Raw genomic sequence first — 21,881 nt, 5'->3', positions numbered from 1 at the left:
CCGCGGCGCCTACGCTGAGAACATGAGTGACGAGCAGGCTCCCGAGGGTGATCGGACGCGCGACCCGCGGACCCGCCCGGCGTTCCTTCCCCCGCTGGACGAGCGGGGCCGGTACGAGGGGTACCCGCCGCCCCCGTACCCCACGGGATACGCGGCGCCGGCGGACCCGGCGGCGCACGGCTCCGCCTGGAACATCGGCGTGATCGTCGCCGGCGCGGTGCTGCTGGTCTCGGCCTTCCTGCCCTGGGCGCAGGCGCGGATCTCGATCGACCTGTTCGGCCGGGTGCTGACCCGCGACCTGGGCAGCGTGACCGGGCTTGAGGCCGACAACGTGGTCGTGGCCGTCCCGGTGCTGGCGATGATCGCGATCGCCATGGCGTTCTGGGGGATCATCGGCCGCGACACCCGCACCTCCGCCCTGGCCGCGATACCGGGGGCGCTGGCGCTGCTGGTGTGCGGGCTGTTCGTGCTGCGCCTCGACCAGATCAAGGACCGGCTCGCCGACGACAACCTGTCGGTCGGCTACGAGGTCGCCGTGATCACCGGCTGGTATCTGGCGGTGGCGATGTCGCTGCTGGTCATCGGGTTCAGCCTGGCCCGTCCCCTCACCCGCCGTCTCGCCTCCGTCCGCCCGCAGGAGGCCGTGCCCGCGTTCGCCGCCGCCTTCCCCGCCCCGGACGCCGGCCACGATCCCGCGCCCCCGGCGCAAGGTGAGGCGCGGCCGGAGGCCCAGCCGCAGGCGCAGTGGCCACAAGAGCACTGGCCACAAGAGCACTGGCCGCGAGAGCAACCCCAGAAGACCGGTGAGCAGGGGCAGTGGCCCGGCGCTCCGGGCGCCGGTCAGTCGTAGAAGCCGAGCCTGCGGAGCTGCTTGGGATCGCGCTGCCAGTCCTTGGCGACGCTGACGCGCAGGTCGAGGAAGACCTTCGTGCCCAGCAGCGCCTCGATCTGGGTACGGGCGCGGGTGCCCACGTCGCGCAGCCGGGCCCCCTTGGTGCCGATGATGATCCCCTTCTGGCTGGGGCGCTCGACGAACAGGTGCGCGTACACGTCGATGAGGTCGTCGCGGCCCTCTCTGGGGGGCATCTCGTCCACCACCACGGCGATCGAGTGCGGCAGCTCGTCCCGGACGCCCTCCAGCGCGGCCTCCCTGATCAGCTCGGCGACCAGGATCTGCTCGGGCTCGTCGGTGAGATCGCCCTCCGGGTAGAGGGGCGGGCCCTCGGGAAGGTGCCGGATCAGCAGGTCGCCGACCAGCTCGACCTGGAAGCCGCTCCGCGCCGAGCAGGGGACGATGTCGGCGAAGTCCCCCAGCTCGGACACCGCGGCCAGCTGCTCGGCGACCCGTTCGGGCGGGACCAGATCGGTCTTGGTGACGATCGCCAGCACGGGTGTCTTCTTCACGTTGGCCAGCTCCCGGGCGATGAACCGGTCGCCGGGGCCGATGGGCTGGTCGGCGGGCACGCAGAAGCCGATCACGTCCACCTCGGTGAGGGTGGAGCGGACCAGGCTGTCCAGCCGCTCGCCCAGCAGCGTGCGGGGCTTGTGCAGGCCCGGCGTGTCCACCACGACGAGCTGGGCGTCCGGCCGGTGCACGATGCCGCGGATCGCCCTGCGGGTGGTCTGCGGGCGGCTGCTGGTGATCGCCACCTTGGTGCCGACCAGGGCGTTCATGAGGGTCGACTTGCCCACGTTGGGCCGCCCGATGAAACAGGCGAACCCGGACCGGTACCCCCCGGCGGTCTTCTCTCCCGGCGTCGTCACGGCATCAATTGTCGCGTACCCGGCGGGACGGATCGTCCGGCGGCCGTCTCAGGCCGCCGGAGTGCCCAGGGAGCGCAGCGCGTCGCGGGCCAGGGCGGACCAGTGCGCGGAGCCGACCCGGTCCGCCACCCCGGCGGCGCGGCGGTAGTGGCCGGCGGCCTCGCCGGGACGTTCCAGGAACGCCGCGAGGTCGCCGAGGACGTGCGCGACCGGCCCGTAGGCGATACAGCCGGTCGCGGTCCCGGCGACGCGGTCGCGGTACTCCAGCAGGTCCTGGTACGTCCGTTCCGCCACGCGGCGGTCGGCGAGCGCGACGGCGCGGCGTCCGCGCAGGCTGAGGAGCAGGTCGTAGAAGTAGTCGTAGCGGACGTCCGCGGTGGCGTCCGCGACGACCCGCGCGGCCTCGCCGCGACGCCCGGCGCCGATCAGCGCGAGACCGTAGATCTCGGCGGTGGCTTCGACGTGCCGCCAGCGCTCCCACATCCACCGGGCCTCGTCCACCATCTCGCCCTCGCGGCCCTGCGCGAGCCGCCCGCAGAAGATCCCGAGCATGGCCATGCCACGGTCGTTGTTCCAGACGGAGGTGTCCTCGAAGTTCGCCGCGACCGACCAGTAGGCCCGCTCCGCCTCGTCGAAGTCGCCGGTGAGGGCCCGGGTGAGCGCCTCGTACCAGCGGGCGATCTTGGCGAGCAGCGGCAGCCCGTACCGCTCGGCCAGGGCGATGCCCTCCCGCTGGTGCCGCCTGCCCGCCCCAAGGTCGAGCATGCCGATCGCGGACTCCTGGAGTTGCAGGCGGGCCAGCACCTCGTACAGGCCCAGGCCGTGCTCGGTGGCGAGGCCGAGCAGCTCGGTGGCGATGCCGTGCCGCTGGGTCAGCCCGCCGGCGCCGCGGTAGCTGTTGAGGAACCGGCCGTTGAGGGCGACCGCCAGCAGCTCGGGACGGCCGATCTCGCGCGCCAGCCGGACCGCCTCGGCGGACGCCTCGTCCCCGCGCTCGCCGTGCTCTCCCTCCAGCTCGATCGCCAGGCTGGTGAGCAGCCGGACCCGCGGCTCGCCCCCCGGCACCTCCGCCAGCGCCCGCTCGGCGATGTCGACCAGGTCCCAGTCGACCGTGCCGTACTCGCGGTTGGTCCACAGCGTCGGCACGTCGTAGCTGGTGATCACGCGGCTGATCAGCTCGATGTCGCCCAGCTCGCGGGCCGCGCGCAGCGCACGCCGCCTGCGCTCGCGCCCCTCGACGACATCGCCGGCCAGCGCCTGCGAGCGGATCGCGGCCGCCTCCAGCTCAAGCCGGTCGCGCAGGGCCTCGCGGCCCTCGCCGCGCATCAGGTCGGCGGCGCGGATCCACAGGTCGGCGGCGACCCGGTGGGCGAAACGGGCCTCGGCGGCCTCGGCGGCCGACCGCGCGTACCGGACGGCCTTGGCGGGGTCGGCGCGCGACTCCAGATGGTGGTGGGCGAGGGCGGCGACCTCACCGGGACGGCGGCGTTCGAGCGCGTCCGCGACCCGCCCGTGCAGCCGGGTGCGCCGGGCCCGCGACAGGCCGGTGTAGAGGGTGTCCCGGACGAGGGCATGCGCGAACCCGACCCGCCCAGGGCCCGGCTCGGTCAGCAACCCGGCGGCCAGACCCGCGTCGACCGCGTCCAGGACCGCGTCCTCGTCGCCCCCTGACACGTCGATGAGGACGTCGAGGTCGGCGTCCCGTCCCACGACCGCCGCGTGCCGCAGGACGGTCTGGACGGGTTCGGTCAGCCCGGCGATGCGGCGCCGCAGCACGTCACCCACCCCGGCGGGGACGCGGCGGGTCGCGGCGGACACCCCCTCCACGTCCAGCAGCCGTGCCGTCTCCCGGGTGAAGAACGGGTTCCCCCCGGTCCGCTCGGCGATCATCGCCAGCTCGGCGTCCCCGACCTCGACGGCGCAGGTGGCGCGGACCAGCGCGGCCACGTCGTCGGCGGCCAGCCCGGACAGCTCCAGCCGCAGCGGCTCCCGCCGGGCCAGCGCGGCGAGCGCGTCCGCCAGCCGCTCGGTGGCCTCCGGCGGCCGGAAGGTGCCCACCAGCAGGACGGGACGGTCGCGCAGCCGGTCCGGAAGCGCCGTCAGCAGCGCGAGGGTCTCCTCGTCCGCCCAGTGCAGATCGTCCAGGACGAGCAGCAGCGGCACGCCGTCCGCCGCGACCGTGGCCAGGTAGTCGCCGACGGCCAGGTGAAGCCGGAACCTGCCGGTCGTCACGTCCGCGCCCTCGCCCGCCGGCGCGGTGTCGGTGAGCAGCGGGGCGAGACGTCCCGCCAGGTCACCGCCGGGCGGGACGGCGGCGGCCAGCCCGCGCAGCAGCTCGGCCCACGGCCAGGCGGCCGGGGCGCCGCCGGTCTCCGCGGCGCGGCCCCACGCGGCGGTCCAGCCCTGGGCCGCCAGCTCGCCCGCCAGGCGCTCGGCCAGGGCGGTCTTGCCCATGCCCGCGTCGCCGCCGATCAGGACGAGCCCGCACCGGCCCGCCGCCGCGTCCCGCGCCGCGGCGATCAGCCGGTCCAGCTCGTCCCGCCGCCCGACGAACACCGTCCCGGGACGCGCGGGCTCGGGCTCGCGGGCGATGCGGAGGCGTGGCCGCGGAGCGCCGATGAGGCCCGGGTCCTGGGCGAGGATCCCGGCCTCCAGGCGGCGCAGCTCGGGCCCGGGATCCACCCCGAGCTCCTCGGCCAGCACCATCCTCGCACCGCGCAGCGCGGCCAGCGCGTCGCCCTGGCGGCCCGTCCGGTAGAGGGCGAGGGCCAGCAGTCGCCAGGCTTCCTCGCGCAGCGGATTCGCCGCCGCGTGCGCCTCCAGGTCGGGCACGGCCTCCGCGGCGGTGCCCAGGCGCAGCATCGCCTCGGCGCGCCGCTCCGTCGCGATGCGCCGCCGCTCGTCCAGGCGGGACGCCTCGGTCACCGCCCACGGCAGGTCGGCGAACTCGGCGTACGCGGGTCCGCGCCACTCGTCCAGCGCCGCCTCCGCGCTCTCGCGGGCGCCCGCGGCGTCGTCCGCCGCCAGCCGCTCGGCCGACGCGTCGACCAGCGACTCGAACCGCCAGGCGTCCACATCGTCGTCCGCGAGCCGCAGCGCGTACCCCGGAGGCGCGGTGACCAGCACCCGCGCCGGTGTGCGCGGCGGTCGCCCCGGCTCCAGGGCGCGCCGCAGGTGCGACACGAACGACTGCAACCCCGCCGGGGCGCTGAGCGGCGCCTCCCCCGGCCACAGATCCTCGACCAGGCGGTCGGCCGGGACCATCGCGCCGCGCGCCGCCACGAGCCTGGCCAGCACCGAACGCTGACGGGGGCCGCCCAAATCGGCGAGGCCCCCGTCCACCCACACCTCGAAGGTGCCCAGCACCCGCACGCTCGCCATGTCCCGGCCAGCCTAAACCGGGACCCTCCCGAACCTTGGCCCACCCTTGGTACAGGAGGCGGGCGCGCACCGCGCCCCAGGTCAGGCCGGGCTCGGCTCGCGTTCCCTCTCCGGGACCGCCACGGGCTCGGCATCGGCGCCGTGCGGGTCCAGGGTCGGCAGCACCCGGTCGAGCGGGCGCGGCAGCCACCAGTTCGCCCGTCCCAGCAGGGCCATCGTGGCCGGGACGAGCACGAGCCGCACCACGGTGGCGTCCAGCGCGACCGCCACCGCCAGGCCCACGCCCATCTGCTTGACCACGAGCCCCGGATCCAGCGCGAACCCGAGGAACACCGCCACCATGATCAGCGCCGCGCTGGAGATCACCCGGCCGGTGACGGCCAGTCCCGTCGACACCGACGCCCGCGCGTTCCCCGTACGCAGCCACTCCTCACGCACCCGCGACAGCAGGAACACCTCGTAGTCCATCGACACGCCGAACAGCACCGCGAACATCAGCAGCAGGATGAAGCTGGACACCGGCACGCTGTGCGGCAACCCCAGCAGCTCCGCGCCCCACCCCCACTGGAAGATCGCCGTGAGCGCCCCGTACGCGGCGCCGATCGACAGCAGGTTCATCGCGGCCGCCTTCAACGGGGTCAGCAGCGAACGGAAGACGATCATCAGCATCACGAACGAGGTCGCCACCACGATCCCGATCACCGGCCACAACCGCTCGTCCAGCACCCTGCTGAGATCCACGTACGCGGCGGTCAGCCCGGTGATCTCCGAGCCGGGCGGCAGCACGTCCGCGCGGACCCGGTCGACCAGGTCGACGACACGCTCGTCCTGCGGGCCGTACGCGGGCGTGACCACCACCACCGCGGCGCTCCCGTCCGGCGACACCTGAGGCGGAGCGACCGCCACGACGCCCTCCGTCGCCGCCAGCCGCGTACGCAGACCGGCGACGTCGGGCGACTCGCGCAGATCCACCGCCACCAGCAGCGGACCGTTCGCGCCCGGCCCGTACGCGTCGGCGACCAGGTCGTACGCCTGCCGCGCGGTGTTGGACTCCGGCTCGCTGCTGGCGTCGCTGGGCCACGTACGCATCCCCAGCGCGGGAGCCGCCAGCGTCAGCATCAGCGCCAGCGCGGCCAGAAGCCACGGCCACGGATGCCGCCCCACATGCTCGGCCCAGCGCCGCACCCGCGGCGACTCCGCCCGGATCGTGGCGCCCTCCGCCCGGTCACGCCTGCGCAGCACCCCGCGTCCCGCCAGCCCCAGAACGGCGGGCAGCAAGGTCACCGCACCGGCCACCGTCGCGGCCACCACGATCCCCGTCGCGAACCCCATCGTCATGAACACCGGGATCCGCGACAGGACCAGCCCGGACAGCGCCAGCAACACCGTGAACCCCGCGAACAGCACCGAAAGCCCGGCCGTGGCATTGGCACGCCCCGCCGCCTCGTGCACGGACAGCCCCTGCGCCAGCCCCTCCCGATGCCTCGTCAGGATGAACAGCGCGTAGTCGATGCCGACACCCAGCCCCGTCATCACCGCCAGCGTCGGAGCCGTCGTCGCCACATTCGCGAACGCCGCCAGGATCGTGATCCCCGACACCCCGGCGCCGAGCCCCGCCAACGCCACCACCAGCGGCAACCCGGCCGCCACCACCGAACCGAACGCCAGCAGCAGGATCACCAGCGCGGCGACCACCCCCACCACCTCGGCGATCCCGTCCGGCGCCGTCACGTTCTCCGGGACCTCCCCGCCGAACTCCACCTGGTTCCCGGCCCGTTCCAGGCCGACCGTGGCGTCCCGCAACCGCTCCAACGTCTCCTCAGGCGGCAGATCCGTGACCGGCACGTCATACCGGACGGTGATCAGCGCGGTCGTCCCGTCCCGGCTCGGCACCGCCGGCTCCACCGCGCTCACATGCGGCAGCTTCGCCAGTTCCCGGCGCGCCCCCTCAAGCCCGGCCGGATCCACCCGGCCCTCCCCGGCATGCACCACCACCCGCGCGTCCGCCCCCGACAACGCCGGGAAACGCTCGATCAGCAGATCCGCCGCCCGCTGCGACCCCGTACCGGCCAGCGTGTAGTCGTCCTGCAGCGACCCGCCGGCGACACCCGCCGCACCGGCCAGCGCCCCGATGACCAAGACCCAGGCCACAATGAACCGCCAAGGCCGCAACGCCGCGGCCCGCCCTAGGCGGTAAAGCAATCGAGACATCGATTCCCCCAAAAGAAGCCACCCTTGACGCCCCCACCCTGATCGCTCCCACTTGTCACCAACTTGCGGAGAACTTGCAGAAGCGCACCATCGTGAGGGCTGTGACATATGTGGGGGGCGACCCCCCACACCCCCCGATGCGGGGCCAGGGACTCCGCCCCCGACACCCCCTCGGGGCTTCGCCCCTGCTTGTCTTTGGGTTGCGGCTCGGTCGGCGCTGCTGGGAGGGCTTTAGGCTGGGGCCGTGAGCGAGATGAACCCCGAGGACACCAAGATCATCACCCTGGCCCGCTCGACCCGTGCCCGCGCCGGTGCCGCCGAGGGAGCCGCGGTACGGGACGAGACCGGCCGCACCTACGCCGCCGCCACCGTGGATTTGCCCTCACTCAAGCTATCCGCCCTCCAGGTGGCGGTCGCCATGGCCGTGTCCAGCGGCGCCGACGACCTGGAGGCCGCCGCGGTCGTCTCCACCGCCGACACCGTTCGCCCGGAGGACATCTCCGCCGTCCGCGACCTGGGCCCCAAGGCCCCCATCCTGCTGGCCGCCCAGGACGGAACCCTCAAGAAGACCCTCTGAGCCGATCCCACAGGAGACAAGGGGCGTAGCCCCTACTACCCGGGTCAGCGGTCACCGCCGCGAGCTCCCGGGCGAGCGGCGGGGTCCGCTGACCCCGCACCGGGGGGTGTGGGGGGTCTCTCCCCCACAGTGACCAGCACAGTTCCGATGCGGTTGCGGCGGCCGGCGATGCTTTCGGCTCGTAGGGTCAATCCCGCGACCGTCGCGGTGGAGCCTTCGATCGGGACGCGGCCCAGGGCGTAGGCGAGGAGGCCGCCGACCGTTTCGACCTCTTCCACGTCGATGTCGACGTCGAACAGTTCGGCGAGGTCCTCGACGGGGAGGCGGGCCGTGACCCTGGCGGTGGTCCTGGCCTCGTCGAGCCATTCGACCCTGGGGGCCTCGACGTCGTATTCGTCGGCGATCTCGCCCACGATCTCCTCGAGGATGTCCTCGATGGTGACGAGGCCGGCGGTGCCCCCGTACTCGTCGATCACGATGGCGAGGTGGATCTGCCGGGCCTGCATCTCGCGGAGCAGTTCGTCGATGGGTTTGCTGTCGGGGACGTAGGTGGCGGGGCGCATCACGGATTCGACGGTCTCCACGGATTCGCCTTCGCGGTTCTCGTCGCTGCGCCGGACGATGTCCTTCAGGTAGGCGATGCCGACGACGTCGTCCTCGTTCTCGCCGACGACGGGGATCCGGGAGAAGCCGCTGCGCAGGGCGAGTTTCAGCGCCTGCCGCAGGGTCTTGCCGCGTTCGATGAACACGATGTCGGTGCGCGGCACCATCACTTCGCGGACGAGCGTGTCGCCGAGCTCGAACACCGAGTGGATCATTTCCCGCTCGTCGGGTTCGATCAGGCTGCGCTGTTCGGCGAGGTCGACGAGGTCGCGCAGTTCCGCCTCGGACGCGAACGGGCCTTCGCGGAATCCCTTGCCGGGGGTGAGGGCGTTGCCGAGGAGGATCAGCAGGCGCGGCAGCGGCCCGAACACGCGGGTGACCGGGTGGATCACGGCGGCGCCGGCGAGCGCCACCCGGTCGGCGTGCTGGAGGCCGAGGGTGCGCGGGGCCACCCCGACGACGACATAGCTGACCACGATCATGATCGCGGCGGCGGTGACGTAGGCGCGCCAGGTCTCGTCCAGCAGGGAGATGCACAGGTCCGCGACGATCACGGTGGCGATCAGCTCGCAGCTGATCCGCAGCAGCAGCACCATGTTGAGGTAGCGGGCCGGGTCGGCGACCACCTCGGCGAGCCGCTGCGCGCCGCGCCGTTCGGCGCGGACCAGCTCGTCGACCCGTACCCGCGACACGCGTGTCAGCGCCGCCTCGATCCCGGCCAGCAGCCCCGCCGTGATCACCAGCCCGACGGCCAGTGCGGGCAGCCAGCCCTGTGCCGAGCTCATCCCGTTCCCCCGGCGGGCGGGGACGCCGCCGGGCGCCCTTCGCTCATCGTCGCCCGCGTTTCTCCCGCCAGGAGCTCAGCAGGTCGTCCTGCAACCCGAACATCTCCTTGTGCTCCTCGGGTTCGGCGTGGTCGTAGCCCAGCAGGTGCAGGATGCCGTGCGTGCACAGCAGCTCCAGCTCCTCGTCGCGGCCGTGCCCGGCGGCGGCCGCCTGGCGTTCGGCCACCGGAGGGCACAGCACCACGTCGCCGAGCAGGGCGGGGTCGGGTTCGCCGTCCTCGTCGGCGCCGCCGGACATGTGGCCGGGCCGCAGCTCGTCCATGGGGAACGCCAGGACGTCGGTGGGGCCGGGCTCGCCCATCCACTTCTCGTGCAGTTCGCTCATCGCGGCCTCGTCGACCAGCAGCAGCGACAGCTCGGCCAGCGGGTGGACGCGCATGCCGTCCAGGACGTGCCGGGCGAGGTCGGCCAGCGCCTTCTCGTCGATCGGCGCGCCGGACTCGTTCAGCACCTCGATGCTCACCGGCGCCGCCCTTCGCCGTCGGTCATCTACCGCCCCCGCTTGCGGGACGAGCCGCCCCTCGCGCCACCCTGCTTGATCGCGGGCACCCGCTGGGCGTCGTAGCGGTTGTAGGCGTCCACGATGTCGGTCACCAGCCGGTGCCGGACGACGTCGTGGCTGCTGAGGCGGCAGAAGTGGATGTCCTCCACGCCGTCGAGGATGTCCTGGACGACGCGCAGCCCGCTCTGCTGCCCGCCGGGCAGGTCGACCTGGGTGACGTCGCCGGTCACCACCACCTTGGAGCCGAATCCCAGCCGGGTCAGGAACATCTTCATCTGTTCCGGCGAGGTGTTCTGCGCCTCGTCCAGGATGATGAACGAGTCGTTCAAGGTGTTGTGGGTGAGGAGGAAGTCCTCGGTGACGTAGAGGGAGTCGGCCGCCGCCACCTGGATGCACACGGCCTCGGCCCGGCCTTCGGGCTCGATGCCGTGAACGAAGCGCGTCGGCCGCCCGCCGCCCGCGGCACGGTAGTCGTCCAGCTTCCGCTGAAGCCGGAACGGCTCGATGTGCTCAGGCAACCGGATGTCGAGGACATGGGCATCCCCGCGACGAGGCACGGACCGCCCGGACGCGGTGCCTGCCCGCTGGTGGACGATGCCGCCCAGGGACCTCACGAGGAAGGTGACGTCGTCTCGCAGCCGGGGGGAGACGGTCGTGTACTGGACCTTCCGGGTCCGCCCGCCCCGCCGGCCGGGACGGCCATTCGCGTCGAGCAGTCCTTGCAGGACCGCGAGCCGTACCTCCGCGGTGTTGTGCAGGTACGGCTCCGGGACGAACGTCTCCTCCGGCGCGAGTCCCTGGAGGCCGAGCCCGGCCATGACCGTCTCGACCGGGCGCTCGAGCACCATGGTCCGCTGCCCCTGAGCCGCCCGCTCCGGCCCGATGCCCGCGACGGCGTCCGGAGCCGGGCGTCCGGGCCGGCCGGACTCCGGAACGCTCCCCTCGCCGAGCGACGACCCCAGCGCGTACGGGTCCATCGGCACGTCCCGGGGCGGGAAGGCGACCGGGCCGCTCAGCAGCGGCAGCTCGTACCGGTGGTGGTGGCCCGCCCGGAGGTCGCCGATCATGTCCTTGGTCGTCAGCACGCGATGCGGCTTGCCGCGGCGGCGGTCGTCGCGGGTGCGCACCGCCCAGAGGTGGTCACCGGAGGCGAGGACCGAGGCCCCGTCCTGCGTCCCGACCCGGTAGATGTCCTTCTCGCCCTGCGGGTAGACGCCGATGACCGGGGTCGGCTCCCCGTTCGAGCCGACGACGAGGTCGCCGACCCGCAGGTCGCCGATGGGGCGGAATCCGTCGGGCGTGAGCACCTTGGTGAAGACCGGCTGGCTTCGTCCCCTCATGTAGGCCAGGGGCGCGACCTCGATCGTTCCCGCGGCCATCAGCTTGGGGATGGAGTCGGGATCGACCATGTCGTGCAGCGCGTCGTAGAGGGGCCGCAGGTACGGGTCGATCTTCTCGTAGAGCGTGCCGGGCAGGAAGCCGAGCCGCTCGCCCGCCTCGACCGCCGGGCGGGTGAGGATGATCCGGTTGACCTGCTTGTCCTGGAGGGCGCGGACGGCCTTGGCCATCGCCAGGTAGGTCTTGCCGGTGCCGGCCGGGCCGATGCCGAACACGATGGTGTGCTTGTCGATCGCGTCGACGTACCGCTTCTGGTTGAGCGTCTTGGGCCGGATCGTGCGCCCGCGGCTGGACAGCACGTCCAGGGTGAGCACCTCGGCCGGGCGCTCCTCGGTCTGGTTGCGCAGCATCGCCAGGCTGCGCTCCACGGCGTCCGGGGTGAGCTGGGTGCCGCTCTTGAGCAGATCGATCAGCTCGGAGAACAGCCGCGACACCAGCTCGGTCTCGGATTCGGCGCCGGTCACGGTGATCTCGTTGCCGCGGACGTGGATGTCGCTGTGGAACGCGCGCTCGATGACGTGCAGAAGTTCGTCCCGGGAGCCCAGCAGGCTCACCATCGAGTGGTCGTCCGGCACCACGATCTTGATCTGGGAGCGCGCGCCGGCCTGGCCGGGGCGTCCCGCGTGAGTTGATTCGACCATCAGCCGGGCCTTGCGGCCTCTGTGACCTGCCTTCTCTCGCTGTCGGTGTGTCCCGCGTCTGACCCTTCCAATGGTACTGGCCGCCTCCGGCGGAACGCCGCCGTATTTTCGCTCGCCGTGCCCCGTCCGCGACCGGCGAAACGGCGGCGCGCGTGTGGAGGACGGGCGGAGGTGTGGGGGGGATCAGCCGGGCGGCCAGTTCAGGCCGCGGCCGCCCAGGACGTGGGCGTGCACGTGGAACACCGTCTGGCCGGCCTGCGCGCCGGTGTTGAAGACGATGCGGTAGCCGGTGTCGGCCACTCCCTCGTCCACGGCCACCTGGCGGGCCTCCCGGAGCAGCTCGGCCAGCAGCTCGGGGTCGGCGTCGGCCAGGTCGCCCACCGTCGCGTGGTGCTCGCGGGGGATGACCAGGACATGGGTCGGCGCCTGCGGGTTGATGTCGCGGAACGCGACCGTCCCCGCGGACTCGCGGACGATCTTGGCGGGCACGTCCGCTGAAACGATCTTGCAGAACAGGCAGTCGGTCATCGCTCTCCTCCCGCGACGTGCTGTCCGGAGATCCTATCGGGGCGGCCCCCGCGCGACCTGCCGTGACCGGCGGGACGCGCCGTGAGCATCGTGCACAAAGGTGATCGAGCCGTGTCCGGTTCCGACCCTGCCAGGGGCCCCGCTCGATTAGGGTGGTCAGCCCAGGCGTACCCCCGGCTCGTCGGCACAGCGCGCTCTCGCACGACCGGTCGGTCCGTCTTTCCAGCGGCCCGCCGGGACGACCGCCCGGAGCGAGCGGCCGGGGTGCGGTGAAGGCGGCGGACAGGTGACCCAGGAAGAGACAGCACGGCCTGCCCTTTCGTACGGGGCGTTCACGTGACCGAGGCAAGACAGCAGATGCCGTTTCGTAAACCCGACGACGAGGGCGCGCGTCCCATTGACGTGACCGAGACCCTCGTGGCCAGGGGCACGGCTGGGGCTGTTGCCGTGGCCTGGGACGCCGACCAGGCCGTGACCGCTCTGTACAGTGCCAACTACCGGTCGCTGGTACGGCTGGCGGCCATGCTGGTACGTGACTCGGGGACGGCCGAGGAGGTCGTGCAGGACGCGTTCGTCGCCATGCACGGCGGGTGGCGGCGGCTGCGCGACCCCGACAAGGCCCTGTCGTACCTGCGCCAGTCCGTGGTCAACCGGTCGCGCTCGGTGCTGCGGCATCGCGCCGTCGTGGAGAAGTACGCTCCGAAGGGGCTGCCGGACGCGCCGAGCGCGGAGGCCGGGGCCATCGGAGAGCTGGAGCGCTCCGCCGTGGTGGAGGCGCTGCACCGGCTTCCCACCCGCCAGCGCGAGGCGCTCGTGCTGCGCTACTACGCCGATCTGTCCGAAGCCGAGATCGCCAAGACGATGGGCATCTCCCGCGGCGCCGTCAAGAGCCACACGGCCCGCGGCATGGCCGCGCTACGCAATATCCTGGAGCAGTTCTCATGACCACCGACCCCCACGACGAGCACGGCGACATCCTCCGCCGCGCCCTGCACGCGGAGGCGGACAAGGTCATCCCGGGGGCGGACGGCCTGGAGAAGATCCGCGCCCGCATCGAGGAGCGCAGCAGGCCCAGGTTCGGCTGGGACTGGTTCACCGTCAACGCGGCGCGCCCCATCGTGGCCGTGGCGGTCGCCGTGGTCGTCACCTGCGTCGGCGTCACCGCCCCGCAGGCCATCGAGTTCATCCAGTCCACCGCGAACCACGGTCCCTCCGGCGATGACGGTGGCGGCAGCGCCCACGGCAGCGACGCCACGCGGGGCCTGCCACCCGACGTCCGGCCGACCGGCCCCACGCGGCCGAGCGGCGAGGGGGATCCGAGCACGGCGGGGTCGCCGTCGCCCGCGGCCTCGCCCGGGACCGAGGCCTGCGGCGCGCAGCCCCCGGCCACCGCCGCGTCGCCGTCACCGAGCGGCGCGCCCGAGGCGGGCGCCTCGGGGCAGGCCGCTCCCCCGTCCCAGCCGTGCCCGGCGACGACCCCTCCGCCGACGCCGCCGACCAGCACGTCCCCGGACCCCGGCGTCCCGACGGATCCGGATCCCGACCAGCCGACGGATCCGCCCACGACCGAGGCCCCGGCCGGTGGGGGCCAGTCGGCGGAGCAGCCCGCCGGTCAGTAGCCCGGCTCGCCCATGGCGGGGGGCGCTTACCAGCGGCCCGTGGCGGCCTGGAGGACGGAGAGGGCGGCCACGCCCGCCGTCGAGGTGCGCAGGACGGTCGGTCCCAGCCGGACGGCGCTCGCTCCCGCGGCGGTCAGGGCGGCCAGTTCGTCGTCGGTGATGCCGCCCTCGGGCCCGATCACCACGAAGATCTCCCCTGTGGAGGGCGGCGCGACGGCGCTCAGCGGGTCCTTCGCCCCCTCGTGCAGGACCAGACCGGCGCCCCCCGCCGCGACGGCCGCCGCGACCCGCCGTACGACCTCGGGGGTGGACGCCAGGCCGGGAACCTCGGGGAGCCGGCTCCGGCGGGCCTGCTTGGCGGCCTCGCGGGCGGCGCCTCGCCAGCGTCCCAGCGCCTTGTCGCGGCGTTCGGGGCGCCACCGGGTGACGCAGCGCGCGGCGGCCCACGGCACGATCTCGTCCACCCCGGCCTCGGTCATGGTCTCCACGGCCAGCTCGCCGCGGTCGCCCTTGGGCAGTGCCTGGACGGCGACCAGCCTGGGCTCGGGCGCCGGATCCGTGCGCCGGGCGATCACCTCCACGGTGAGCGCGGCGCGGTCGGCCGCGACGACGACGCACTCGGCCATCAGCCCGGCCCCGTCGGTGAGGTCGACGCGCTCGCCGGGACGCAGCCGCTTCACCGTCGCCGCATGACGCCCCTCGGGGCCGTCCAGAACGACCCGGTCGCGTCCCAGGTCGGCCTCCCCGGCGAGGAACACCGGCGGGCTCATCCCACTCCCCCCGTCCGCGGGACCGGGCCGACCCTGGGCGCGGTCCTTCGGGCGCCGTCGTTCAGGCGCCGCCGTCCCGGCCCTCGCGGTAGGCGGCCCTGACATCCCTTCAGTGCTGGTTGAACACGTCCCTCAGGCGGGAGAAGACGTTGCGCTGGCCGGGCGCGAACTTGCCGGGCGGGCGCTCCTCGCCGCGCAGCTTGGCCAGGCGGCGCAGCAGCTCCTCCTGCTCGTCGTCGAGCCGGGACGGGGTCTCGACGTTCACATGGATCAGCAGGTCGCCGCGGCCGCTCTCGTTCAGGTGCCGGACGCCGCGGCCGTACAGGGTGATCACCTGGCCGGACTGGGTGCCGGGCTTGATGTCGACCTCCTCGGCGCCGTCCAGCGTCTCGATGGTCACGTTGGTGCCCAGCGCGGCGGCCGTCATCGGGATCTCCACCGTGCAGTGCAGGTCGTCGCCCTCCCGCTCGAAGATCGGGTGCGGCCGTTCCACGATCTCCAGGAACAGGTCGCCGGGCGGTCCCCCGCCGGGGCCGACCTCGCCCTCGCCCGCGAGCTGGATGTGGATGCCGTTCTCCACGCCCGCCGGGATCTTGACCTTGACGGTACGGCGGGTGCGGACCCGGCCGTCCCCGGAGCACTCCTGGCACGGGGTGCGGATCACGCTGCCGAAGCCGCCGCACTGCGGGCACGGCCGGGCCGTCATGACCTGGCCGAGGAAGGAGCGCTGCACCTGCTGCACCTCGCCGCGGCCGTGGCAGGTGTCGCAGGTCTCCGGGTGGGTGCCGGGCGCACAGCCCGAACCGCCGCAGGTGGCGCAGGTCACCGCGGTGTCGATGGACAGCTCGCGGGTCGTGCCGAACGCGGTCTCACCGAGGTCGAGCTCGACCCGCAGCGTGGCGTTGCGCCCGCGGCGGGCGCGGCTGCGCGGGCCGCGCGAGGCGGCGGTGCCGAAGAACGCGTCCATGATGTCGCTGAACGGGAAGCCCGCGGCGCCGAAGCCGCCGGGGCCGCCGCCGGCGCCGGCCGACGCGAACGGGTCGGCGCCCAGGTCGTACATCTCGCGCTTCTTCGGGTCGGAGAGCACCTCGTAAGCCTGGGTGATCTCCTTGAACCGCTCCTGGGTCTCCGGGTCCGGGTTCACGTCCGGATGGAGCTCCCTGGCCAGCCGCCGATAGGCCTTCTTGACCTCGTCGGGGCTGGCGTCGCGGCGGACGCCCAGGGTCGCGTAGTAGTCGTTGGCCACTTACGACCCCGCCAGGATCTGTCCGACGTAGCGTGCCACTGCCCGTACCGCTCCCATCGTGCCGGGGTAGTCCATCCGTGTCGGCCCGAGCACTCCCAGCCGGGCCAGGGTCTTGTCGCCGACCCCGTAATCGGCGACGACCACCGAGGTCGAGCGAAGCCCCTCGTCGGGGTTCTCGGTGCCGATCCGCACCGTCACTGTAGAGGAGTCACCGGCCTCGCCCAGCAGTCTCATCAGCACCACCTGCTCCTCCAGCGCCTCCAGCACCTCGCGCAGGCTCTGGGAGAAGTCCACCGCGGCCAGGTTGGCGGCGCCGGCGAAGACGATCTTCTCATCGTTCTTCTCCACCAGCGTCTCCAGCAACACCGACAGCACCGCGGCCATGATCGGCCGGTCCTCGGGCTGCACCCGGTCCGGCAGGTCGGCGACGGCGGCGGGGACCTCGCCGAGCCCGCACCCGTCGAGGCACGTATTGAGCAACGCCCGAAGGTGGGCGATCGATTCCTCGGACAGCTGGGCCGGGGTCTCGATCACCCGCTGCTCCACCCGCCCGGTGTTGGTGATCAGAACGAGCAGCAGCCGGTGCGCGGCGACCGGGACCAGTTCCACGTGCCGCACCGACGAGCGGGTGAGCGACGGGTACTGCACCACCGCCACCTGCCTGGTGAGCTGGGCGAGCAGCCGCACCGTCCGGCTCACCACGTCGTCGAGGTCGTAGGCGCCGCTGAGGAACGTCTCGATCGCGCGGCGCTCCGCGCTCGACAACGGCTTGATCGTCGACAGCCGGTCGACGAAGAGCCGGTAGCCCTTGTCGGTGGGGACGCGGCCCGCGCTGGTATGCGGCTGGTGGATGTACCCCTGCTCCTCCAGGACGGCCATGTCGTTGCGGATGGTCGCCGGGGACACTCCGAGATTGTGCCGGTCGGCCAGGGCCTTGGAGCCGACCGGCTCGTTGGTGGAGACGTAGTCCTCGACAATGGCGCGGAGGACGGCGAGCTTCCTGTCGTCGAGCACTTGGCGGTCACCCCCCTGCCCCATTCCCGAGCCGTTCACGACTCGCTGGCACTCCGTTCTTTCGAGTGCCAAGTGTACGGCCCGCAGAGCCGTATTCGGAGTCCTCCCTGGGCGTCTTCCCCGCGGGTGTTCATGGAACCACGGAGCGGCCATTGGCGGACACGGAGAGGACACGGAAGAGGACACAGAGGACACGGAGAGGCGGCCGCCGGCGGAACCGCGGAGGGGGCGCCCGCCCCGCCCAGTAGAGTGCCGGACCGTGCGCAGCAAGGATTACGGCGACGACGTCCTGGCGGGGGACTGGCGGCGCCCCCGTAAGGGGACGATCCCCGAGATCGCCGCCGAGATCGGGCTCGTGGCGGAGGACCCGGACAGCGGCTTCTGCGGTGCGGTGGTCGGCTGTGACAAGTCCGGCGTGACCCTGGAGGACCGCTTCGGCAAGCGGCGGGTGTTCCCCCTGGCCAAGGCCGGGTTCCTGATCGACGGCAGGCCCGTGACGCTCGTCCGCCCGTCCGGTGGCGCCCCTGGCGGCGCCGTGTCCGGGCAGGGGGTACGCCGGTCCGCCTCCGGGTCCATCGCGGTGCCGAACCTGCGCGCACGGGTGGCCAAGGAGAGCCGCATCTACGTGGAGGGCGTCCACGACGCGGAGCTGGTCGAGAAGATCTGGGGCCATGACCTGCGCGTGGAAGGCGTCGTCGTGGAGTACCTGGAGGGCGTCGACGACCTTCCCGCCATCGTGGAAGGGTTCGGCCCCGGACCGGGACGTCGTCTAGGGGTGCTCGTCGACCACCTGGTGGAGGGCTCCAAGGAGAGCCGGATCGCCGCCCAGGTGTCCTCGCCTCACGTGCTCATCACCGGCCATCCCTTCATCGACATCTGGGAGGCCGTCAAGCCTTCGGCGCTCGGGATCGCCGCCTGGCCGAGCGTCCCGCGCGGCGTACCGTGGAAGGAAGGGGTGCTCGCCGCATTGGGTTGGGGGGACGATGTGCGGGCCGGCTGGAAACGGATCCTCGGAGCCGTCTCGTCCTATACCGATCTGGAGCCCGCCCTTCTGGGCAGGGTCGAGGAACTTATCGATTTCGTCACCGTTCCGGAACAACTTTAGGTACCCGCTGCTGCGTCTAACCCTTGTCACGCTTAACCACGGAACAACTGTCAGCTCCCCACGAACCGCCGTCGCCGCCAGCGAAGAGGAGCATGCGATGTCGTACGGGCCCCCCGAGCAGCCTGGATATGGAGAGCCCCAGCCGGGCTACGGACAGCAGCAACAGCCCCCGGGATACGGACAGGACCCGTACGGCCAGGGCTACGGCCAGGCGCCCGGCTATGGGCAGGCCCCTGGGTACGGGCAGCCGGGCTACGGCCCCGCCTACGGCGGCCAGATGCAGCCGTACGGTCAGCCCGGGTACGGGACGACCTCGGACGAGCGCACCTGGGCGCTGCTGGGGCACCTGGGGCAGTTCCTGATCGGGATCTTCGCCCCGCTGATCGTCTACCTGGTCAAGAAGGACGAGTCGGCATTCCTGCGCCATCACGGGGCGCAGGGCCTCAACCTCGGCATCACCCAGCTGATCTACCTGGTGTTCAACCTGGTGCTGAGCGTGCTCACCCTCGGCCTCTGGCTGATCCCGACCTTCGTGGTGGGCGTGATGCAGCTGGTGTTCCTGATCATGGCCGCGGTCGCCGGGAACCGGGGCGAGTGGTACCGCTTCCCGACCTTCATGGCCTGGCCCATGATCAAGTAGACCGCCGGGGACGGGTCCGGGCGCTCAGGTGAGGTCGCGGACGACGGCGTCGGCGAGCAGGCGACCGCGCAGGGTCAGCACGGCGCGGCCCTTGGTCTCGTAGGGCTCGGGGTCGATGAGCCCGTCGCCGATCGCCCGCCGCGCCGCCGCCTCGTCCAGCAGGTCGGCCGGGCAGCCGTCCGCCAGCCGCAACTCCAGCATGATGCGCTCGATGCGCCGGTCCCGGTCGTCCAGGACCTCACGTGCGTGCGCGGGGGTGACCTTCTCGGCGAGGCGGGACGCGTAGGCGGCGGGATGCTTGACGTTCCACCAGCGCGTGCCGCCCACGTGGCTGTGGGCGCCGGGACCGACGCCCCACCAGTCGGCGCCCGTCCAGTACAGGAGGTTGTGCCGGCACGAGGCCCCCGGGGACGAGGCCCAGTTGGAGATCTCGTACCAGTGCAGGCCGTGGGCGCTGAGCAGTTCGTCGGCCATGAGGTAGCGGTCGGCCATCGCGTCGTCGTCGGGCGGGGTCAGGTCCCCCCTGCGCACCCGCGCGGCCAGGCGGGTGCCCTCTTCGACGATGAGCGCGTAGGCCGACACGTGATCGGGATTGGACGCCAGCGCCGCCTCCAGGGACGCCCTCCAGTCGTCATCGCTCTCCCCTGGCGTGCCGTAGATCAGGTCCAGGTTGATGTGGTCGAAGCCCGCCTTGCGCGTCCACTCCACGACCTGGGGGACCCGGCCGGGGGTGTGGGTGCGGTCCAGGACGGCCAGCACGTGCTCGCGTGCACTCTGCATCCCGTACGAGACCCGCGTGAATCCGCGCTCCCGCAGGCGGGCCAGGTAGGGCTCGTCCACCGACTCGGGATTGGCCTCAGTGGTGATCTCGGCACCGGGCGCCAGCCCGAATGCGGCGTCGATGGCGTCCAGGATGCGCCCGAGGTCGTCCGGAGGCAGCAGCGTGGGGGTACCCCCGCCCACGAAGACCGTCTCCACAGGGAGGTCCGTCGCGCCCAGGACACGCCTGGCCAGCCGCACTTCCTCTATGGCGGTATCGGCGTACGAGTCGCGGCTAGCGCCAGGCCCTAGCTCGGTGGCGGTGTAGGTGTTGAAGTCGCAGTAGCCACACCGCGTCACGCAGAACGGGACGTGCACGTAGAACGCGAACGGCCGCTCCCCCAAGCCCTCCAGAGCGCTCCGGGGCAGCGCACCATCAGCGGGTACGGGGTCGCCGTCGGGCAGTGTGGCGGGCATCCTCCAAGTCTGCCGCGCCCTTTCCCATGGTCGCGCCGCTCGATCCCGGCCATCGCGGACGCGGACCGGCTCAGGTGTCGGCGTGAGCGGCGCCTGCGGCGGCGTCCAGCTTGGCCCGGAGCCATCGCGGTATGTGCTCCTCGGCGCGTGGGAAGCGTTCAAGGTCCAGGGCGTAGGCGGAGCCGGTGAGGGGCGGGGTGAAATCGGGTTCCTTGTCGTAGACGAACTCGGCCTTGAACCGGCCGCCGCGCTCGATCTCCAGCCTGGCGGTGAACCAGGCGCCCTTGTCCCGCCGGTACATCACACGACGCAGCTCGTCCATCTTCCCGATGGCCTGGCCGGGCGGCATCACCGGGCGGGTCTCCCCGGAGGCGTCCCGCACCTCGAACGAGGCGCTGTCAATGCCGACGGTCGCGTGGAACTCGAACCCGAGCCGTTCCCAGCCGTGCGGGGCGGCCATGCGCAGCGCGCGGACGGCCCCGTCCACCGTTTCCCGCTCCTTCGTAGAACGCAGATCCCGCTCGGAGTGGGTCACGGTCGAACCTCCGGAACCATAGGCGCCACTGGACTCCGACCGTACCGATCGGGCGTCGCAGGCCAAGCAGCACCGGCCGTGTCGCGGTGAAACCGCTGGACGTCCGGGTGTTCCGGATGGGACGCCCAGGGGCGTTCGCCTCGAATCGACACGCGCCGCCGGGCCGGTTCCGCCGCGTGTGTGGATAGGGTCGTCCGGATGGCTCATCACGAGACGCCGCCCGCGTACGGGAGGGTGCCCACGCGAGTCCTGCTGTGCGGCGACGCGAACGGCTGGCACTACACCGTCATGGACGAGCACGGGCACGGACAGCGCGTCCCCTTGCGGGCATCGGGCGTCCTGTGGGAGAGCCCAAGCCGGCGCGACCGTGATCCTGAGCCGCCGTGGTGGCGCCGACGCCTGGACGAGACGGCGCAGGCACTCCGCGACCACGTCGGGCAGGCGGTCACCAACCAGACCTTCGCCGAACTCGGGGCGGAAGCCGCGATCGCGTGGTTCGCCGTCGAGGAGCCGACCTCGTGGGAGGGGCTCATCACCCTCGCCGAACCCGACCCCGCCCGCTTCCCCGGTCGTGTGCCGCCGTTCGTCGTGACCCTGCAACCGGGGCGCGGGGCTCTGCTGCCCAACGCGCATCTGCTGTTCTCCACCCTCGCCACGGATGCCTGGACGGTGCTCACCGCCGTGTCCGAACGCTGCCGCACGCCGCCTCCACGGGCGTCCTTCCTCTGCGGCTGGGAGGACCACCGCAGCGTGCGCATCGGGCGGGGCGGCCTCGGAGTCTCCACCATGCGCGCGGACGACGGCACCGAGCGGATCGGGGAGATCCACGTCTTCCGCGGCACGGGCTGGGGCGGCAACCCCGGGCTGAGGCTGCGGCTGGACGGGATCGACCTGCTGGACGAGCCCGCCCGGGACGTCGCCGAGCTTCTGCGCGGCCTCGGCCACCAGGTCGTCCCGTACGGCAGGGACGGCATCAAGATCACCGAGCTGGGGCTGATCCTGCACGCCCCCGGCCCGGGTTTCGTCACGCACGCGGCCGAGACTGCCCCTGAGACGGGCGCAGAGCGTTTCACAGACGCCACCCTAGGCCTTCCCGCCACCCTCGGCTCCCGGCACCGCCACGGCCGATCTGCGGCCTCGTGAGCCGTCCCGGGACCGCGCCACAAACCGGCCGGAACCAGCGAACCCCATCGGCGTCCAAGTAGTCGTAAACTGCGCCGCAAGCGATGCGCTTGAGGCGGACCCCACAAGCGGACTCCGAGAGGA

18 protein-coding genes and 3 pseudogenes are annotated in these 21,881 nt (G+C 72.7%); 7 read left to right on the top strand and 14 right to left on the bottom strand.

Annotated features, from left to right (window positions below):
- Positions 1–22 precede the first annotated feature (22 nt).
- Complete coding sequence (locus ACGWYJ_RS17225) at positions 23–850, top strand: hypothetical protein (RefSeq protein WP_395106991.1); 828 nt, start codon at positions 23–25, stop codon at positions 848–850.
- Here ACGWYJ_RS17225 and era read toward each other — a convergent pair.
- The 4 genes and pseudogenes from era to ACGWYJ_RS17205 all read right to left on the bottom strand — a co-directional run.
- Positions 841–1,764 (bottom strand): GTPase Era, encoded by a 924-nt coding sequence (era, locus tag ACGWYJ_RS17220; RefSeq protein ID WP_395106990.1) that lies wholly within the window; start codon positions 1,762–1,764, stop codon positions 841–843. The genes ACGWYJ_RS17225 and era overlap by 10 nt on opposite strands.
- A gap of 48 nt (positions 1,765–1,812) precedes the next feature.
- The gene (locus ACGWYJ_RS17215) at positions 1,813–5,145 is read right to left on the bottom strand and encodes a BTAD domain-containing putative transcriptional regulator (RefSeq protein WP_395106988.1); all 3,333 of its coding nucleotides are present in this window, start codon (positions 5,143–5,145) and stop codon (positions 1,813–1,815) included.
- Between the two features lie 81 nt (positions 5,146–5,226).
- Positions 5,227–6,234, bottom strand: coding sequence for an MMPL family transporter (locus ACGWYJ_RS17210; protein ID WP_395107037.1), 1,008 nt, complete (start codon positions 6,232–6,234; stop codon positions 5,227–5,229).
- Positions 6,235–6,306: 72 nt separating this feature from the next.
- Positions 6,307–7,356, bottom strand: a pseudogene (locus ACGWYJ_RS17205) (MMPL family transporter); the annotation flags it as partial.
- A gap of 253 nt (positions 7,357–7,609) precedes the next feature.
- Here ACGWYJ_RS17205 and ACGWYJ_RS17200 point away from each other — a divergent pair.
- The gene (locus ACGWYJ_RS17200; RefSeq protein ID WP_285695090.1) at positions 7,610–7,933 is read left to right on the top strand and encodes a cytidine deaminase; all 324 of its coding nucleotides are present in this window, start codon (positions 7,610–7,612) and stop codon (positions 7,931–7,933) included.
- Positions 7,934–7,977: 44 nt separating this feature from the next.
- Here ACGWYJ_RS17200 and ACGWYJ_RS17195 read toward each other — a convergent pair whose 3' ends face one another.
- The 5 genes and pseudogenes from ACGWYJ_RS17195 to ACGWYJ_RS17175 form a co-directional block, all read right to left on the bottom strand.
- On the bottom strand, positions 7,978–9,321 hold the full coding sequence (locus ACGWYJ_RS17195; protein WP_285694857.1) for a hemolysin family protein: 1,344 nt from the start codon (positions 9,319–9,321) through the stop codon (positions 7,978–7,980).
- 43 nt (positions 9,322–9,364) lie between these two features.
- Entirely contained in the window at positions 9,365–9,844 is a 480-nt protein-coding gene (gene ybeY / locus ACGWYJ_RS17190) for an rRNA maturation RNase YbeY (RefSeq protein ID WP_285694859.1), read from the bottom strand.
- A gap of 26 nt (positions 9,845–9,870) precedes the next feature.
- A pseudogene (locus ACGWYJ_RS17185) lies at positions 9,871–10,218 on the bottom strand (PhoH family protein); the annotation flags it as partial.
- 990 nt (positions 10,219–11,208) lie between these two features.
- Positions 11,209–11,922 (bottom strand): annotated as a pseudogene (locus ACGWYJ_RS17180) (PhoH family protein); the annotation flags it as partial.
- Positions 11,923–12,105: 183 nt separating this feature from the next.
- Positions 12,106–12,450 (bottom strand): histidine triad nucleotide-binding protein, encoded by a 345-nt coding sequence (locus tag ACGWYJ_RS17175; protein WP_285694860.1) that lies wholly within the window; start codon positions 12,448–12,450, stop codon positions 12,106–12,108.
- Positions 12,451–12,807: 357 nt separating this feature from the next.
- Here ACGWYJ_RS17175 and ACGWYJ_RS17170 point away from each other — a divergent pair, with 357 nt between their 5' ends.
- Both ACGWYJ_RS17170 and ACGWYJ_RS17165 read left to right on the top strand, forming a co-directional pair.
- On the top strand, positions 12,808–13,395 hold the full coding sequence (locus tag ACGWYJ_RS17170; protein WP_395106986.1) for a SigE family RNA polymerase sigma factor: 588 nt from the start codon (positions 12,808–12,810) through the stop codon (positions 13,393–13,395).
- Complete coding sequence (locus ACGWYJ_RS17165; RefSeq protein ID WP_285694862.1) at positions 13,392–14,069, top strand: hypothetical protein; 678 nt, start codon at positions 13,392–13,394, stop codon at positions 14,067–14,069. Before ACGWYJ_RS17170 ends, ACGWYJ_RS17165 begins: the two co-directional genes overlap by 4 nt.
- 26 nt (positions 14,070–14,095) lie before the next feature.
- On the opposite strand, the gene ACGWYJ_RS17160 is transcribed toward ACGWYJ_RS17165, so the two are convergent.
- The 3 genes from ACGWYJ_RS17160 to hrcA form a co-directional block, all read right to left on the bottom strand.
- Positions 14,096–14,839: a 16S rRNA (uracil(1498)-N(3))-methyltransferase gene (locus ACGWYJ_RS17160; protein WP_395106985.1), complete on the bottom strand. Its 744-nt coding sequence runs from the start codon at positions 14,837–14,839 to the stop codon at positions 14,096–14,098.
- A 109-nt stretch (positions 14,840–14,948) separates the two neighbouring features.
- Entirely contained in the window at positions 14,949–16,085 is a 1,137-nt protein-coding gene (dnaJ, locus tag ACGWYJ_RS17155) for a molecular chaperone DnaJ (protein WP_395106984.1), read from the bottom strand.
- On the bottom strand, positions 16,086–17,099 hold the full coding sequence (hrcA, locus tag ACGWYJ_RS17150; protein WP_285694865.1) for a heat-inducible transcriptional repressor HrcA: 1,014 nt from the start codon (positions 17,097–17,099) through the stop codon (positions 16,086–16,088).
- 259 nt (positions 17,100–17,358) lie between these two features.
- On the opposite strand from hrcA, the gene ACGWYJ_RS17145 reads away from it, so the two are divergent.
- Positions 17,359–18,204, top strand: coding sequence for a DUF3097 domain-containing protein (locus tag ACGWYJ_RS17145; RefSeq protein WP_395106983.1), 846 nt, complete (start codon positions 17,359–17,361; stop codon positions 18,202–18,204).
- A gap of 97 nt (positions 18,205–18,301) precedes the next feature.
- Entirely contained in the window at positions 18,302–18,844 is a 543-nt protein-coding gene (locus tag ACGWYJ_RS17140; RefSeq protein WP_395106982.1) for a DUF4870 domain-containing protein, read from the top strand.
- 24 nt (positions 18,845–18,868) lie between these two features.
- Here ACGWYJ_RS17140 and hemW read toward each other — a convergent pair whose 3' ends face one another.
- Positions 18,869–20,080: a radical SAM family heme chaperone HemW gene (gene hemW, locus ACGWYJ_RS17135; protein WP_395106981.1), complete on the bottom strand. Its 1,212-nt coding sequence runs from the start codon at positions 20,078–20,080 to the stop codon at positions 18,869–18,871.
- Between the two features lie 70 nt (positions 20,081–20,150).
- On the bottom strand, positions 20,151–20,615 hold the full coding sequence (locus ACGWYJ_RS17130; protein WP_395106980.1) for a hypothetical protein: 465 nt from the start codon (positions 20,613–20,615) through the stop codon (positions 20,151–20,153).
- A gap of 198 nt (positions 20,616–20,813) precedes the next feature.
- Here ACGWYJ_RS17130 and ACGWYJ_RS17125 point away from each other — a divergent pair, with 198 nt between their 5' ends.
- Entirely contained in the window at positions 20,814–21,758 is a 945-nt protein-coding gene (locus tag ACGWYJ_RS17125) for a hypothetical protein (protein WP_395106978.1), read from the top strand.
- The last annotated feature ends 123 nt before the right edge of the window (positions 21,759–21,881 follow it).

It is taken from the genome of Actinomadura sp. SCN-SB, from assembly GCF_043906805.1.
Lineage (GTDB): Bacteria > Actinomycetota > Actinomycetes > Streptosporangiales > Streptosporangiaceae > Spirillospora.
Note: the sequence above shows the minus strand (reverse complement) of the source record. Positions and strands in the feature narration are given on the sequence as shown.